This window comes from Luteibacter sp. (genome assembly GCF_009912395.1).
Taxonomy (GTDB): Bacteria; Pseudomonadota; Gammaproteobacteria; order Xanthomonadales; family Rhodanobacteraceae; genus Luteibacter.
Genome location: NZ_WNDO01000020.1, coordinates 26,499 through 42,009 on the forward strand (window position 1 = coordinate 26,499; position 15,511 = coordinate 42,009).

13 protein-coding genes are annotated in these 15,511 nt (G+C 66.5%); 2 read left to right on the forward strand and 11 right to left on the reverse strand.

Annotated features, from left to right (window positions below; all coding sequences use genetic code 11):
- Positions 1–17 precede the first annotated feature (17 nt).
- The 3 genes from eno to GAK28_RS17095 form a co-directional block, all read right to left on the reverse strand.
- Complete coding sequence (gene eno / locus GAK28_RS17085) at positions 18–1,316, reverse strand: phosphopyruvate hydratase (RefSeq protein WP_291781861.1); 1,299 nt, start codon at positions 1,314–1,316, stop codon at positions 18–20.
- Between the two features lie 135 nt (positions 1,317–1,451).
- Positions 1,452–2,282 carry a 3-deoxy-8-phosphooctulonate synthase gene (gene kdsA, locus GAK28_RS17090; protein ID WP_291781863.1) on the reverse strand — a complete coding sequence of 277 codons (831 nt, stop codon included), beginning with the start codon at positions 2,280–2,282 and terminating at the stop codon, positions 1,452–1,454.
- Positions 2,279–3,958 (reverse strand): CTP synthase, encoded by a 1,680-nt coding sequence (locus GAK28_RS17095; protein WP_291781867.1) that lies wholly within the window; start codon positions 3,956–3,958, stop codon positions 2,279–2,281. Before GAK28_RS17095 ends, kdsA begins: the two co-directional genes overlap by 4 nt.
- A gap of 109 nt (positions 3,959–4,067) precedes the next feature.
- Here GAK28_RS17095 and GAK28_RS17100 point away from each other — a divergent pair, with 109 nt between their 5' ends.
- Both GAK28_RS17100 and parE read left to right on the forward strand, forming a co-directional pair.
- Positions 4,068–5,873, forward strand: a complete 1,806-nt coding sequence (locus tag GAK28_RS17100) for an aminopeptidase P family protein (RefSeq protein WP_291781871.1) — start codon at positions 4,068–4,070, stop codon at positions 5,871–5,873.
- A gap of 189 nt (positions 5,874–6,062) precedes the next feature.
- A complete protein-coding gene (gene parE / locus GAK28_RS17105; protein ID WP_291781873.1) occupies positions 6,063–7,952 on the forward strand; it encodes a DNA topoisomerase IV subunit B in 1,890 nt (629 codons plus the stop codon).
- Positions 7,953–8,055: 103 nt separating this feature from the next.
- On the opposite strand, the gene GAK28_RS17110 is transcribed toward parE, so the two are convergent.
- From GAK28_RS17110 to pcnB, 8 genes are all read right to left on the reverse strand, one after another.
- Complete coding sequence (locus GAK28_RS17110) at positions 8,056–8,892, reverse strand: alpha/beta fold hydrolase (protein WP_291781876.1); 837 nt, start codon at positions 8,890–8,892, stop codon at positions 8,056–8,058.
- Complete coding sequence (locus GAK28_RS17115; RefSeq protein ID WP_291781879.1) at positions 8,889–9,308, reverse strand: helix-turn-helix domain-containing protein; 420 nt, start codon at positions 9,306–9,308, stop codon at positions 8,889–8,891. The genes GAK28_RS17110 and GAK28_RS17115 overlap by 4 nt, the downstream gene beginning before the upstream one ends.
- 192 nt (positions 9,309–9,500) lie before the next feature.
- Entirely contained in the window at positions 9,501–11,135 is a 1,635-nt protein-coding gene (gene pgi, locus GAK28_RS17120; protein WP_291781882.1) for a glucose-6-phosphate isomerase, read from the reverse strand.
- Between the two features lie 243 nt (positions 11,136–11,378).
- Positions 11,379–11,759 carry an aspartate 1-decarboxylase gene (gene panD, locus GAK28_RS17125; protein ID WP_166950004.1) on the reverse strand — a complete coding sequence of 127 codons (381 nt, stop codon included), beginning with the start codon at positions 11,757–11,759 and terminating at the stop codon, positions 11,379–11,381.
- Positions 11,760–11,897: 138 nt separating this feature from the next.
- On the reverse strand, positions 11,898–12,743 hold the full coding sequence (gene panC, locus GAK28_RS17130) for a pantoate--beta-alanine ligase (protein ID WP_291781889.1): 846 nt from the start codon (positions 12,741–12,743) through the stop codon (positions 11,898–11,900).
- A 20-nt stretch (positions 12,744–12,763) separates the two neighbouring features.
- Positions 12,764–13,552, reverse strand: a complete 789-nt coding sequence (gene panB / locus GAK28_RS17135; protein WP_291782060.1) for a 3-methyl-2-oxobutanoate hydroxymethyltransferase — start codon at positions 13,550–13,552, stop codon at positions 12,764–12,766.
- Positions 13,553–13,667: 115 nt separating this feature from the next.
- Positions 13,668–14,153, reverse strand: a complete 486-nt coding sequence (gene folK, locus GAK28_RS17140) for a 2-amino-4-hydroxy-6-hydroxymethyldihydropteridine diphosphokinase (protein ID WP_291781892.1) — start codon at positions 14,151–14,153, stop codon at positions 13,668–13,670.
- The gene (gene pcnB / locus GAK28_RS17145; protein ID WP_291782062.1) at positions 14,150–15,508 is read right to left on the reverse strand and encodes a polynucleotide adenylyltransferase PcnB; all 1,359 of its coding nucleotides are present in this window, start codon (positions 15,506–15,508) and stop codon (positions 14,150–14,152) included. The genes folK and pcnB overlap by 4 nt, the downstream gene beginning before the upstream one ends.
- Between the last annotated feature and the right edge of the window lie 3 nt (positions 15,509–15,511).

Sequence of the window (15,511 nt, forward strand, 5' to 3'; positions counted from 1 at the left end):
GTTGCTCAAGGCCCGGCTCAGCCCGGCAGCTTGGACAGGTTCGGGAACGCGTCGCGACCGGCGTACTTCGCCTTGGCGCCGAGAGCTTCCTCGATGCGCAGCAGCTGGTTGTACTTGGCGACGCGATCGGTACGGCAGAGCGAACCGGTCTTGATCTGCGTGGCGGTGGTGGCCACCGCGATGTCGGAAATCGTGGTGTCTTCCGTTTCGCCCGAACGGTGCGAGACGATGGCGGCGTACTTGGCGCGGTCGGCCATGGCGATGGCTTCGAGCGTTTCGGTGAGCGTGCCGATCTGGTTGACCTTGATCAGGATGGCGTTGGCGATCTTCTTGTCGATGCCTTCCTGGAAGATCTTCGGGTTGGTCACGAAGAGATCGTCGCCGACCAGCTGGATGCCGCCGTTGACGACCTTGGTGAGGTGCGCCCAGCCGTCCCAGTCGCCTTCGGCCATGCCGTCTTCGATGGTGACGATCGGGTACTGCTTCGCCCACGAAGCCAGGGTGTCTACCCACTGTTCCGGCGTGAAGACCTTGCCTTCGCCTTCCAGATCGTACTTGCCGTTCTTGAAGAACTCCGAGCTGGCGACATCGAGGCCGAGCAGGATATCGCTGCCCATCTTGAAGCCGGCGGCGTGCACCGCTTCGAGAATGGTGTCGAGCGCCGCCACGTTGGACTTCAGGTTCGGCGCGAAGCCACCTTCGTCGCCCACCGCGGTGTTCAGGCCGGCCTTCTTGAGCACGGACTTCAGCGAGTGGAAGATCTCGGCGCCGTAGCGCAGGGCTTCGGCGAAGCTCGGCGCGCCGACCGGCAGCACCATGAACTCCTGCACATCGACGTTGTTGTCGGCATGGGCGCCGCCGTTGATGATGTTCATCATCGGCACCGGCAGCGAGCCGCCGCCGTCGACCATCAGGTACTGCCACAGGGCCTGCTTCTTCGAGGCGGCCACAGCGTGCGCGGCAGCCATGGAGACGCCGAGCAGCGCGTTGGCGCCCAGGTTGCCCTTGTTGTCGGTGCCGTCGAGCGCGATCAGCTTGCCGTCCAGGCCTTTCTGGTCGGCGGCGTCGTAACCGGCCAGCGCCTTGGCGATGGTGGTGTTGACGTTGGCGACCGCCTTGGTCACGCCCTTGCCGCCGTAGCGGGATTTGTCGCCGTCGCGCAGCTCGACCGCCTCGCGCGTACCGGTGGACGCGCCGCTGGGCACGGCCGCGCGGCCAAACGAACCGTCGGCGAGAGTGACCTCGGCCTCAAGCGTGGGATTACCGCGGGAATCGAGGATTTCGCGGGCGTGAATCTTGGTGATGGACGTGGTCATGCGCTTCCCGTTACGAGTTGGAATGACGGAACACGGCCGCGGCGCGCATGAGCGCGCCGCGGCCGGAGACAGGGGGAATATATGACGATGCGACGCGCACGGGCCAGTAGGGTCGGTGCGCGGGCACGGACATCGTCAGGCGTGGTCCTTGAAACCGCGGCGCTTCACGGCCTGGTCGAGCTCCATCAGCGTTTCGAGGAGTTCTTCCATCTGGTCGAGCGGCCACGCGTTGGGACCGTCGCTGAGCGCCTTGGCGGGCTCGGGGTGCGTCTCGGCGAACAGGCCGGCCACGCCCACGGCGACTGCCGCACGCGCCAGCACCGGCACGAACTCGCGCTGGCCGCCCGAGCTGGTGCCCTGCCCACCGGGCAGCTGCACCGAGTGCGTGGCGTCGAACACCACCGGGCAGTTCGTCTCGCGCATCACGGCGAGCGAACGCATGTCGGAGACCAGGTTGTTGTAGCCGAAGCTCGCACCGCGCTCGCAGACCAGGATGTCGTGGTTGCCCACGTCGAACGCCTTCTGCACGACGTTCTTCATGTCCCAGGGCGCGAGGAACTGGCCCTTCTTGATGTTCACCGGCTTGCCGGCGCGGGCGACGTTCTGGATGAAGTCGGTCTGGCGGCAGAGGAAGGCCGGCGTCTGCAGCACGTCGACGACCGCGGCCACCTCGTTCATCGGGGTGTACTCGTGCACATCGGTGATGACCGGCACGCCGATCTGCTTCTTCACCGCTTCGAGCACCTTGAGGCCTTCTTCCAGGCCCGGGCCGCGGAAGCTCGAACCCGAGGAACGGTTGGCCTTGTCGAAGCTCGACTTGAAGATGAAATTGACGCCCAGGCGACCGGTGATCTCCTTGAGCTTGCCCGCTACATCAAGCTGCAACTGCATGGACTCGATGACGCAGGGACCGGCGATCAGGAACAGCGGCTGGTCGAGACCGACCTCGAAACCACAGAGCTTCATGCGGCGGACTCCTCGGAACGGCTGGCCAGCTTCTCGCCGTCGCGCACGGCCTTGAACTCGCGCGCGGCGCGCACGAAGCCGATGAACAGCGGATGGCCGTCGCGCGGGGTGGAGGTGAATTCCGGATGCGCCTGGCAGCCGAGGAACCACGGGTGGATCTGGCGCGGCAGCTCGACAACCTCGACCAGCAGATCGTCCATCGACTTGCCGGAGATCACGAGGCCCTTGTCTTCGAACGACTGGCGGTAGCGGTTGTTGAATTCGTAGCGATGGCGGTGACGCTCGCGGACGACGTCTTCGCCGTACATCTCACGCGCCAGCGTGCCGGCCTTGAGGCGGCATTCCTGCGCGCCCAGGCGCATGGTGCCGCCGAGGTCGGAACGCTCGCTGCGGGTCTCGACTTCGCCCGAGGACGTGGTCCACTCGGTGATGAGGCCGATGACCGGATCGGGCGTGTTGCGGTCGTTTTCACTGGAGTCGGCCTGGGCGAGGCCGGCGATGTTGCGGGCGAAATCGACCACGGCCGCATGCATGCCGTAGCAGATGCCGAAGTACGGCACGCCGTTCTCGCGGGCGTACTGGGCGGCCAGGATCTTGCCTTCGAAACCGCGCTTGCCGAAGCCGCCCGGGACGAGGATGGCGTCGACGCCGCCGAGCACGTCGCGCGCGCCGCGCGCTTCGACCTCCTCGGAATCGACCCACTGCAGGCTCACACGGGTGGCCTGCTTGATGCCGCCGTGGCGCAGGGCTTCACCCAGCGACTTGTAGGCGTCCTTGTGTTCGACGTACTTGCCGACGATGGCGATGGTGACCTCGTCGCGCGGATGCTCCACGGCTTCCACCGTGCGGATCCAGCTGGAGAGGTCGGCCGGGCCGGCGTCGAGGCCGAGGCGCTTGATGACCAGTTCGTCGAGGCCCTGGTCGTGCAGCCACATGGGCAGCTTGTAGATGACGTCGACGTCGATCGTGCTGATGACGGCGTTCTTCGGCACGTTGGTGAACAACGCGATCTTGTGGCGCTCGCCGTCGGGCAGCGGCTCTTCGCAACGGCACAGCAGCACGTCGGGCTGGATACCGATGGAGCGCAGCTCCTTCACGGAATGCTGGGTCGGCTTGGTCTTGATCTCGCCAGCAGCCTTGATGAACGGCACCAGGGTGAGGTGCACGAACATGCACTTCTCCGGGCCATGCTCGATGCGCAGCTGGCGGATGGCCTCGAGGAACGGCAGGGATTCGATGTCGCCCACGGTGCCGCCGATTTCGACCAGCGCCACGTCGAAGCCACGGGTGGCTTCGTGGATGGCGTGCTTGATCTCGTCGGTGATGTGCGGGATGACCTGCACGGTGGCGCCCAGGTAGTCGCCGCGACGCTCCTTGCGGATCACCGATTCGTAAATCTTGCCGGTGGTGATCGAGTTCTTGCCCGTGAGACGGGTGCGGACGAAGCGCTCGTAGTGGCCCAGGTCCAGGTCGGTCTCGGCGCCATCGTCGGTGACGTAGACCTCACCGTGCTGGAAGGGGCTCATGGTGCCCGGATCCACGTTGATGTACGGATCGAGCTTCATCATGGTGACGGAAAGACCGCGCGCCTCGAGAATGGACGCGAGCGATGCCGCTGCGATGCCTTTCCCGAGGGAAGACACCACACCGCCAGTGACGAAAATCAGGGGAGTCATGCGAGCAGCCAGTGCTGGAAATTTGTATTTTACCCGAGTGCGTCGGCGCTCGCGAGGGGTTGGCTGAACGTTCTCCACCCCATGGCGCCATCGTCGTACCATCGGGTGCATGAGCACCCACATTTCCCCCGTTCCCGCCCGTCTCCAGGCCCTGCGCGCCGCCATGGCCCGCGAGGGTGTCGCCGCCGTGGTCGTGCCGACCGCCGACCCGCACCTGTCCGAATACCTGCCGCCACGCTGGCAGGCCCGTGAATGGTTTTCGGGCTTCACCGGCTCGGCCGGCCTCCTGGTGGTAACCGCCGAGGGCGGCGGCCTCTGGACCGACTCCCGCTACTTCTCCCAGGCCGAGACCGAGCTGGCCGGCAGCGGCCTGCCGCTGATGAAGCAGAACGTAGGCGACACCCCGGATCACGCGACCTGGCTCGCCGAACGCCTCGGCGAGGGCGACAGCGTCGCGCTGGCCGGCGACAGCGTGTCGGTGACCGCCGCCGAATCCCTGGCCCGACGCCTGGAAACAGGCGGCAGCCGCCTGCGCACCGACCTCGACCTGCCTGCCGCCGCATGGCCTGACCGCCCCGCCCGTCCGGATGCGGCGGTCTTCGCCCACGCCGCCCCCTTCGCCAGCGTGACGCGCGCCGAGAAGCTGGCCCAGGTCCGCCAGGCCATGCGCAAGGCCGGGGCGACCCATCACCTGGTCTCCAGCCTCGACGACATCGCGTGGCTCACCAACCTGCGTGGTGCCGATGTCGACTACAACCCCGTGTTCCTGGCTCACCTGCTGATCGGTGCCGACCGGGCCACGCTCTTCGTGGACGCCGCCAAGCTGCCAGTCGACGTGAAGGCCTCCCTGGCCGTCGATGGCGTCGCCGTCGCCGACTACGGCACCGCCGCCTCGGCCCTCGCGGCCCTGCCGGACGACGCCGTGCTGCTGATCGACCCCGCCAAGGTGGTCGTGGCGGTGCTGGAAGGCTTGCCGACCGCCGTGAAGCAGGTGCATGCCGCCGCCCCGTCCACGGCCCGCAAGGCTCGCAAGACCGGCGAGGAGCTGGATCACATCCGCGAGGCCATGCGTCGCGATGGCGCCGCCCTGGCCAAGGCCTTCCGCCGCATCGAGGAAACCCTGGCGGTCGGCAAGCCTGTGTCCGAGTTGGATGTCGACACCTTCGTCCGTGACGCCCGTGCCGCGCAGGCGGGCTTCGTAGGCGAAAGCTTCTCGACCATCGCCGGCTACCAGGCCAACGGCGCCCTGCCTCACTACCGAGCCACGCCGACGCACTTCAGCCCGCTGGCGGCCGAAGGCCTGCTGCTGGTCGACTCCGGCGGCCAGTACCTGGGCGGCACCACCGACATCACCCGCATGCTGGCCCTGGGGCCGGTCACCGACGAGCAGCGCCGCGACTCCACCCTGGTGCTCAAGGGCATGATCGCCCTGTCCCGCGCCCGTTTCCCGGCCGGCACCAACGGCCCCCAGCTCGACGCCCTCGCCCGCGCGCCACTCTGGGCCGCCGGCATGGACTTCGGCCATGGCACGGGCCATGGCGTGGGTTATTTCCTCAACGTACACGAAGGCCCGCACGGCATCCGGCCGCCCCGGGCCGGCGTGCCCCTGGTGGCGCTGGAGACGGGGATGATCACGTCGATCGAGCCCGGCCTGTACAAGCCGGGCCGCCATGGCATCCGCCATGAGAACCTCGCCGTGGTCGTGCAGGCCGATACCACGGAGTTCGGCGATTTCTACGCCTTCGAGACCCTGACGCTCTGCCCGTTCGACCGGCGCACCCTGGACGCACGCCTGCTGGAGCCCTCGGAACGGGCCTGGCTGGACGACTACCACGCCATCGTCCGCGCAGCCCTGTCGCCGTTGCTGGACGGCGAGGACCGGGCCTGGCTGGAATGGCATTGCGCCCCGCTGTGAACCTTGTAGGAGCGCGCTTGCGCGCGATCCCGCGAACGCGGGCCAGACTGCCGCTGCCGCGGATCGCGCGCAAGCGCGCTCCTACAACGATCCATCGTCGTCTCATACGGTGATACGGCGAACCGCGAGGCTTGACCGATCCGGTGGGCCTCGCCCATCCTGCCCGGCTACGAATGACCGCGACACCCCATGAATACACGCTATAACGCCTCAGACATCGAAGTCCTCAGCGGCCTTGACCCGGTCAAGCGCCGGCCGGGCATGTATACCGACACCTCGCGCCCGAACCACCTGGCGCAGGAAGTCATCGACAACTCCGTCGACGAGGCCCTGGCGGGCCACGCCAAGACCATCGACGTCACCGTCTTCAACGACGGCTCGGTGGAGGTCACCGACGACGGTCGCGGCATGCCGGTGGACATCCACCCGGAAGAGAAGGTGCCCGGCGTCGAGCTGATCCTCACGCGCCTGCACGCGGGCGGCAAGTTCTCGAACAAGAACTACGCTTTCTCCGGCGGCCTGCACGGCGTGGGCGTCTCGGTGGTGAACGCGCTGTCCACCCGCGTCGACGTGACCATCCGTCGCGAGGGCCAGGAATTCCGCATGAGCTTCGCCGACGGCGACCGTGCGAGCGAGCTCGAGGTCATCGGCACCGTGCCGAAGAAGAAGACCGGCACCACGCTGCGCTTCTGGCCAGACCCGAAGTACTTCGATTCCCCGCGCATCCTCGTTTCCAAGCTCAAGCACCTGCTGCGCGCCAAGGCGGTGCTCTGCGCCGGCCTCACCGTGCGCCTCACCGACGAGTCCACCGGCGAGACGGTGGAGTGGTACTTCGAGGACGGCCTGTCCGACTACCTGCGCGGCGAGTTGCAGGGTGCCGAGGCACTGCCCTCCGACCTCTTCGTGAAGCACTTCGCGCGTGACACCGACGCGCTCGACGTCGCCCTTGCCTGGCTGCCGGAAGGCGAGCTGGTGCAGGAGAGCTACGTCAACCTCATTCCCACCGCGCAGGGCGGCACGCACGTGAACGGCCTGCGTTCGGGCCTCACCAACGCCATCCGCGAGTTCTGCGACTTGCGCAACCTGCTGCCGCGCGGCGTGAAGCTCGCCCCGGAAGACGTCTGGGAGCGCCTGGCCTTCGTGCTCAGCGTCAAGCTGCAGGATGCCCAGTTCGCCGGCCAGACCAAGGAGCGCCTGTCGTCGCGTAACGCGGCCGGCGTGGTCGAGGGCGTGGTACACGATGCCTTCAGCCTGTGGTTGAACCAGCACGTCGACCTCGGCGAGAAGATCGCCCAGCTCGCCATCGAGCGCGCCAGCGCGCGCCTGAAGGCCGCCAAGCAGGTCGTCCGCAAGAAGATCACCCAGGGCCCCGCCCTGCCCGGCAAGCTCGCCGACTGCGCCGCCACCGACCTCACCCGCACCGAGCTGTTCCTGGTCGAAGGCGATTCGGCCGGCGGCTCGGCCAAGCAGGCCCGCGACAAGGATTTCCAGGCGATCCTTCCGCTGCGCGGCAAGATCCTCAACACCTGGGAAGTCGAGTCCGGTGCCGTACTTGCCTCGCAGGAAGTGCACGACCTCGCGGTCGCCATTGGCTGCGACCCGGGCAAGGACGATCTCTCGGGCCTGCGCTACGGCAAGGTCGTGATCCTCGCCGACGCCGACTCCGACGGCCTGCACATCGCCACCCTGCTTTCGGCGCTGTTCCTGCGTCACTTCCCGTCGCTGGTCCGCGAGGGCCACGTGTTCGTCGCAATGCCGCCGCTGTTCCGCGTGGACGTGGGCAAGCAGGTGTTTTACTGCCTCGACGAGGAAGAAAAGCGCCTGATGCTGGAAAAGGTCGAGCGCGAAAAGATGAAGGGCGCCGTCTCGGTCACCCGCTTCAAGGGCCTGGGCGAGATGAACCCCGCGCAGCTGCGCGAGTCCACTATCCATCCGGATACCCGTCGCCTCGTCCAGCTCACCGTCGAGACCGACGACGGCACGCAGAAGCTCATGGACATGCTGCTGGCCAAGAAACGTGCGAGTGATCGCAAGCAATGGCTGGAAGAAAAAGGCGATCTCGCCACGCTCGAAGTCTGAAGAAAAGGCCCGGCATCGCCGGGCTTTTTTGTAGGAGCGCGCTTGCGCGCGATGGGCTCGCGACACGTCCCATCGCGCGCAAGCGCGCTCCTACAACAGCCTGTCACTCGTGAAGGAACGCCTGGATCGTTCCGGCTTGATGGGGCAGGTAATGACGCCCGTCCTCCACGAAATGGACCCGCCCTCGCGGAACGCGCGTCATCACACGCTGACGCGTGACACGCGAATCCAGCATCACATCGCGACCACCTACGATCACCAGCAACGGCATCGGCAGCGCCGACAAGGCCTCGTCGCTCACGATGGGCAGGCGCATGGGACGCGGACGCACGCCGGTCCGCACGCGTTGCAGGAAATCCAGCAATCGCCTTGCCTGAGGTGTCGACGCCTTCGGCGAGGGGCCCATCACCATTGCCCGCACCTTCGCCGCTCCCCACGACCCCAGTAGAAGCAAAGGCAGCGCTTTCCAAAGAAACGCCTTCTGCGGTCCGATACCCGACGGACACAGCAACGCCAGTCGGGACACGCGTGTGGGACGACGGCATGCATAGTCCAGCGCGATCCAGCCCCCGAAGGACATGCCGACGAACGCCGCGCTGGTCACGCCCAGGCCGTCCAGCACATCGTCGAGCCAGGCGGCCCATCCATCGCTGTCGAGCGGAGGATGCGACGGCGCGCTCAATCCAGGCTCGCCGATAACATCGACGACATGCACCCGAAAATCCCGAGACCAAATCTCGGCGTCGAAAAGCCAACTCGCCGCATTGGTCAGCGCCCCATGAAGAAGCACCAACGGCGGCGCGTCCGTCCGGCCACAGCTGAGCACGAAGGTTTCGCCTTCGCATGTATCGATGGTTCGGCGATCGTGCCTCAGGGGCCAGCCATCGAGAAGCGCAAGGTAGTCGTCGCGCAGGGCCGGGGAAAGCATGCGCGCGCTCATCGCACACTCTCCAGCAGCTGGCTGACGCTTTCCATCCAGGCGGCCACATCCGCCGGCGACCCGATGACGACGAAGCGTAGCTGGCGATATGGCGCATCGTACGTCGCCGTGAACTGCATGGCGCCATCGCCCTGCCCGCGCGACAGCCACAAGCCCTGCGTCGCCGTGACGAGTCGATCGGCCGCCACGGCATCGATGCCGGGCACGTCGACGATCGAGGTCGCCCGCGGGGGCATGGGCGGCACATCCGTGGGTTCGACGCCCGCGAAGGCGTCCAGATCGGCGGGAAGGATGCGGTACGACTTGCCGATACGGGTGGCACGCAGGCGGCCCTCACGGATCATCCGGTGGACCGTCCTGGGGTGGAGGCCAAGGCGGGTGGCAACGTCTTCGACGGTGTGGAACGCGGTCACCATAATTACCTATTGAAACCAATAATCAAAGAATACGTATCAATAAGTAACTTTTGCAAGCAAAGAAAAGCCCGGACATGCCGGGCTTTTCTTGAGCTTTTGTAGGAGCGCGCTTGCGCGCGATCCCGCGTAGCGGGCCAGATTGCCGCTGCCGCGGGATCGCGCGCAAGCGCGCTCCTACACCAACGGTATCGATTACCGGCGGTCGCGGATCGCCTCGATCAGGCCGCGCGTGGCGCCGTCGAACTGGCCGAGGTCACCGGCGCTCTTGTCGTTCGCGAGCGAGGGGTAGATCTGCTTGGCGATGACCTTGCCCAGCTCCACGCCCCACTGGTCGAACGCATTGATGCCCCAGATGTGACCGAGCATGAACACCTTGTGCTCGTAGAGCGCGATGAGCGCGCCCAGCGAGTGCGGGGTGAGCGAGTCGAGCATGAACACGGTGCTGGGTCGATCGCCCTTGAAGGTGCGCTGCGCGGCGAGCGCGCGACGCTCCGCCTCGGTGCCCGTCTTCGCTTCGGCCAGCGCTTCGTCGAAGGTCTTGCCGAGCGAGAGCGCGGCGGCCTGCGCGAGCAGGTTCGACAGCAGCACGTCGTGGTTTTCGCGCAGGGTGTGCGCCGGCTTCACCAGGCCGATGAACTCCAGCGGCACGGTGTCCGTGCCCTGGTGCAGCGCCTGGAAATAGGCGTGCTGGGCATTGGTGCCGATGCTGCCCCAGACGACAGGGACCGTGGAGCCCTTCACTTCGCTGCCGTCGTTCGGATGCACGTGCTTGCCGAGGCTTTCCATCTCCAGCTGCTGGAGGTAGGACGGGAGGTCGCCGAGCGAATCCACGTACGGCACCACCGCACGGCTGGAACGACCGAGGATGTTGCGATTCCACAGTTCGGCGATGGCGAGCAGAACGGGGATGTTGTCCTGCCACTGCGCCGTACGGAAATGATCGTCGGCTTCGGCGGCGCCCGCGAGCAGTTCGCGGAAGCCCTTCATGCCGATCGAGAAGGCGATCGAGGCACCCACGGCGGACCAGAGCGAGAAGCGACCACCGACGTAGTCCCACATCGGCAGGATCTGCGAGGCACCCCACTTTTGCACGGCCTCGACGTTGGAGCTGACGGCGATGAAATGCTTGGCCGTCTTCGCTTCATCGCCGTTGTTGGCCTTGAGGATCCAATCGCGGAAGACGCCGCCGTTGAGCAGGGTCTCCTGCGTGTTGAAGCTCTTGGAAACCAGGATCACGAGCGTATGCGCGGGATCGAGCTTCTTCATCAGGTCCGCCGCGGCCTGGCCGTCGACGTTGGTGAGGAAGTGGCTGGTGATGCCCTTTACATGGAACTGTTCGAGCGCGTGCACGGCGAGGCGAGGACCAAGGTCCGAGCCGCCGATGCCGATGTTCACCACGTCGGTGACGCCACCGATGAGGCCCACCGATTCGCCTTCGCCGCGATGCACGGCGTTGACCAGGGTTTCCATCTTGTCCAGGGCGTCGGCGACCTCCTTGCGGACATCGGCCGGCGCGGCCGGATGGCGCGACGCACCACCGCGCAGGGCGGTGTGCAGCACGGCACGATCTTCGGACGTGTTGATGTGCTTGCCTTCGAACATCGCATCGCGCGCGGCCTTCCAGCCGGTGCCTTCGATGTAGTGGCCGACGGCGTCGAGCGCGGCGACATCGAGCTTCTGCCGAGTGATGTCGAGCAGGATGGGCCCGACGCGCTTGCGCAGATGAGGCGCGCGAGCGTCATCGTTGACCAGCGTGCGGAGATGGGTATGCGAAAGGCGTGAAGCGTGCTCTTCGAACGAAGGCAGGGGGGCGTGCTTTGAATCCATGGCTTCCACTTTGGCTGCGACGGAGGGAAGCGCTGATATTACCGCAGTGCAGCGTAAGTGGATCGTGTGGAGATGACGGAAAAACTCACGCATCCCTGATCGTCAGTTCCCGCGAAGGCGGGAACCCCGGCGAGTGACGACAGACTTTTGCGCGGGGGCTACCTGCGCAAAAGCCGATGAGACGTCACGCTGCTACGGGGTGACCGGGGCGCTGGGTTCCTGCGTTCGCAGGAACGACGGCGATCAGGCGGCCTGCTTGGGAATCGAATGATTCGTGTGCGTGATGCGGTTGTCGGCATCCACGTAGACCAGGTCCGGCTGGTACTTGGCCAGCTCGGCCTCGGACAGGCCCGCGAAGGCGGCGATGATGACCAAGTCGCCCACCGACACGCGACGCGCGGCGCTGCCGTTGACGGAAATGATGCCCGAGCCCTCTTCCGCGCGCAGCGCGTAGGTGACGAAGCGCTCGCCGTTGCTGATGTTCCAGGCGTGGATCTGTTCGTACTCGCGGATGCCGGCGGCGTCGAGCAGGTTGCCGTCGATGGCGATCGAACCTTCGTAGTTCAGCTCGGCGTGAGTCACCGTGGCACGGTGGATCTTGCACTTGAGCATGTTGAGCTGCATGGCGGTCTCTGGGGAAGTGGCGATAGCAAAAACGCCCATTCTAACGGAGGTTGCCCGCACCGTCGCGAATGGGCTCCTCTGTCGGGCGCTTTATGGGGCGTTCCGGTCCGAAACGCAAGTCCCGGTATGTGAAGGCTTTCAGTCGAACGGGAGGTTGTCGATGAGACGCGTGGCGCCGAGGCGGGCCGCCACCAGGGCCACCAGGCCCTCCCGTTCGTCCGCGGCCGGCTCGGCCAGGTCCTCGGCGCGACGGATGGCCACGTAATCGGGCACGAAGCCCGCCCGCTCCAGCCGGGCCTTCGCGGCCTGCTCCAGCGCCTGCCACGCGTGTCCCTGGCGGAACAGCTCGCGCATCTGGGTCAGGGTGGCGTGGATCTGGGGCGCCCGCTGGCGCTCCGTGGCCGACAGGTACTGGTTGCGGGAACTCATGGCCAGGCCGTCGTCCTCACGCAGGGTCGGGCCGGACATGACCTTCACCGGCAGGCCGAGGTCGCGAACCATTCGCTCGATCACCTTGAGCTGCTGGAAATCCTTCTGCCCGAACACGGCGAAATCCGGCTGGACGAGGTTGAACAGCTTGGTCACCACCGTGGCGACGCCGTCGAAATGCCCCGGGCGATGGGCGCCTTCCAGCGTGTCGGTGATCACCGGCAGATGGATACTGGCGCTGGCGGCCGGGCCAAACGGATACATCGTGGCGACATCCGGCGCGAACAGGATGTCGCAACCGGCTTCGGCCAGCCCCACCTGGTCCTGGACCAGGGTGCGCGGATAGCGCTCGAAATCCTCGCCCGGACCGAACTGCGTCGGGTTGACGAAGACGCTGGCGACCACGCGATCGGCACGGGCGCGGGCGAGCTTCAACAGCGAGTGATGGCCGGCATGGAGGTTGCCCATGGTCGGCACGAAGCCCACGGCCTGGCCGGAGGAACGCCATCCACGGATCGTGGCGCGAAGGGCGGCGGCGTCAGTGACGGTCTGCATGTTGGGGAGGGCTCTCTTCTCTAGCTGAAGCTGTGTTCGGGACCGGGGAAGCGCTGTTCGCGCACATCCTCGGCATAGGCGACGATGGCGCCCTGGATGGAATCGCGACCGGCGAGGAAGTCCTTCGAGAACTTCGGCCGTTTGCCCGGCGTGATGCCCAGCATGTCGTAGATCACCAGGACCTGGCCGTCGCAATCCACGCCGGCACCGATGCCGATGACGGGTACGTCCACCTCCGCGGTGATACGCGCGGCCACGGACGAAGGCACACATTCCAGCACGACCATGCCCGCACCGGCCGCCACGACGGCCTTGGCGTCGGCGACCAGCTTCGCGGCGGCCTCCTCGCCCTTGCCCTGCACCTTGTAACCACCGAAGCGGTTCACGGACTGCGGGGTAAGGCCCAGGTGGCTGCACACGGGGATATCGCGCTCCACCAGTGCAGCGATGACCTCGCAAAGACGGCCAGCACCTTCGATCTTGACCATCGCGGCGCCGCCTTCAGCCACCAGGCGGGCGGCCGAGGCCATCGCCGTGGGCACGTCGCGGTCGCTCATGAACGGCAGGTCGGCCACCAGCAGCGTGGCCGACAGGCCGCGTGCCACGGCGGCGGTGTGATAGACCATCTCGTCGATCGTGACCGGCAAGGTGCTCGAACGGCCCTGCACCACCATGCCCAGGGAGTCGCCGACCAGGGCGACATCGATCGCGGCGGCTTCAAGGTGGGCGGCGAAACTCGCATCGTAGGCGGTGAGCATCACGATCTTCCGGCCTTCGGCTTTCATCACCTTCAGGCCCGGCACGGTCACCGGCTTACGCGCCGGCGCACTCGTTTTTTCAACGTACACGCTCTTGTCGCCTTGTGGGGTAAAGGGGAATTGTCCTCCCGGAATCGCCGGGGCTCAACTCATCGACGACGATCGGTCACGGCAGAGGCTCGCACCCGGCGGCATCGATAACAGCCAGCAGGTCGCCGACACGCCCCATGCCTGGCAGTTGGGTACCGGCAGCGATATCCACCAGCGGCAGGAGTACGAAGGCCCGCTCGGGAATGCGCGGATGCGGCACCGTCAATCGCTCGTCGTCGATCACCGCCTCGCCGTAGGCAAGCAGGTCGAGGTCGAGCGTACGCGGCCCCCAGCGCTCGCCATCACGCACACGACCGAACGCACGCTCGGTGGCCAACATGGCGTCGAGTAGCCCATGGGCATCCAGCGAGGTCTGCACAGCGATTGCTGCGTTGACGAAGTCGGGCTGATCGACATTGCCCCAGGGCGGCGTGCGATAAAAGCGCGAGCGCGCCGTCACCTTCACGCCTGGGACCGCGTCCAGCGCCGCCATGGCGGCGCCCAGGCGAAGCCGGACATCGCCCAGGTTACCCCCCAGGCCAATCAGGGCGGTGACGCTCACGTACCGCCCGTATCGCCTTTGCCGCGCCCGGCCGGCTTGCGCCGGCGCCGACGCTTCCGTGCCGGTGCAGCCGCGGCCACGGTGGCCTCGCTCACCGGCACGCCACCGCCCAGCGCGGCCGCCAGCATGTCAGGCGGAAGCTGCTGTGCGTGGTTCCACCATTCGCCCAGTTCGCGCATGCGGGGGGACTCGTGGGCGCGCAGCAGCAGGAAGTCGAACGCCGCGCGGAAACGCGGATGCGACATCAGGCGGAAGACACGCTTGCGATGGATATGCTCGAAACGCGGCTGCAAGGCCCAGATTTCTTCCATCGTGAGCGTGAAGCGACGCGGAATCGCGACCCGCTGGCACTGCTCGCCCACAACGTGGACAGCGGCCCGCTGCCACGCGTCGTTGTCGTCGACGCCCTGCATGATCCAGCCACGCGCCTGGTCACGCACCTCGCCCCACAGGAGTACCGCGTAGAGGAAGGCGGGCGTCACCGACTTGCCCGCCGCGATGCGGGCATCCGTGTTCGACAGGCCCTGCTCGACCAGCGCCCGCAGGGCGTGATCGCCGCGCTCAAGCGCACGGGCGGTGGCCGGGAACATGAATTTCAGCAGTCCACAGGCCTCGAGCATCTTGAAGCTCTTCAGCCCATGGCCGGCCAGGAAGAGCTTGAGCGACTCATCGAACAACCGGGCCGGCGAGGCCTCCGTGAGGAGGTGCCCCAAGGACGCGAACGGCGCCGAGGCGGCCGGGTCGATGGTGAAATCGAGCTTCGCCGCGAGACGCACCGTACGCAGCATGCGCACCGGGTCTTCGCGGTAGCGCTGCTCCGGATCTCCGATCAGGCGCATGCTGCGGTCTTCGAGATCCTGCATGCCCCCGACGTAGTCGCGGACGCTGAAATCGGAGATGTCGTAGTACAGCGCGTTCACGCGGAAATCGCGGCGGATCGCGTCTTCCTCGATCGAGCCCCAGATGTTGTCGCGCACGATGCGGCCATCGACGATGTGGCGATCGCCACCCTCGCCGTCCTCGCCGGTGCCCCGGAAGGTGGCCACTTCGATGATCTCGGGACCGAACACCACATGGGCGAGACGGAACCGTCGACCGATCAGGCGGCAGTTGCGGAAGAGACCCTTGACCTGCTCGGGCGTGGCGTTGGTGGCCACGTCGAAGTCCTTGGGATGGCCACCGAGCAGAAGGTCGCGCACGGCGCCACCGACCAGGTACGCGTCGAAACCGGCTTCATTGAGCCGGTAAAGCACGCGCAACGCGGCCTTGCTGATGTTCTTGCGGGAAATGGAGTGCTGTTCTCGCGGGACGATACGCGGTACCGGCGGAACGTCGCTCCTGGATACGGGATTCAAGCG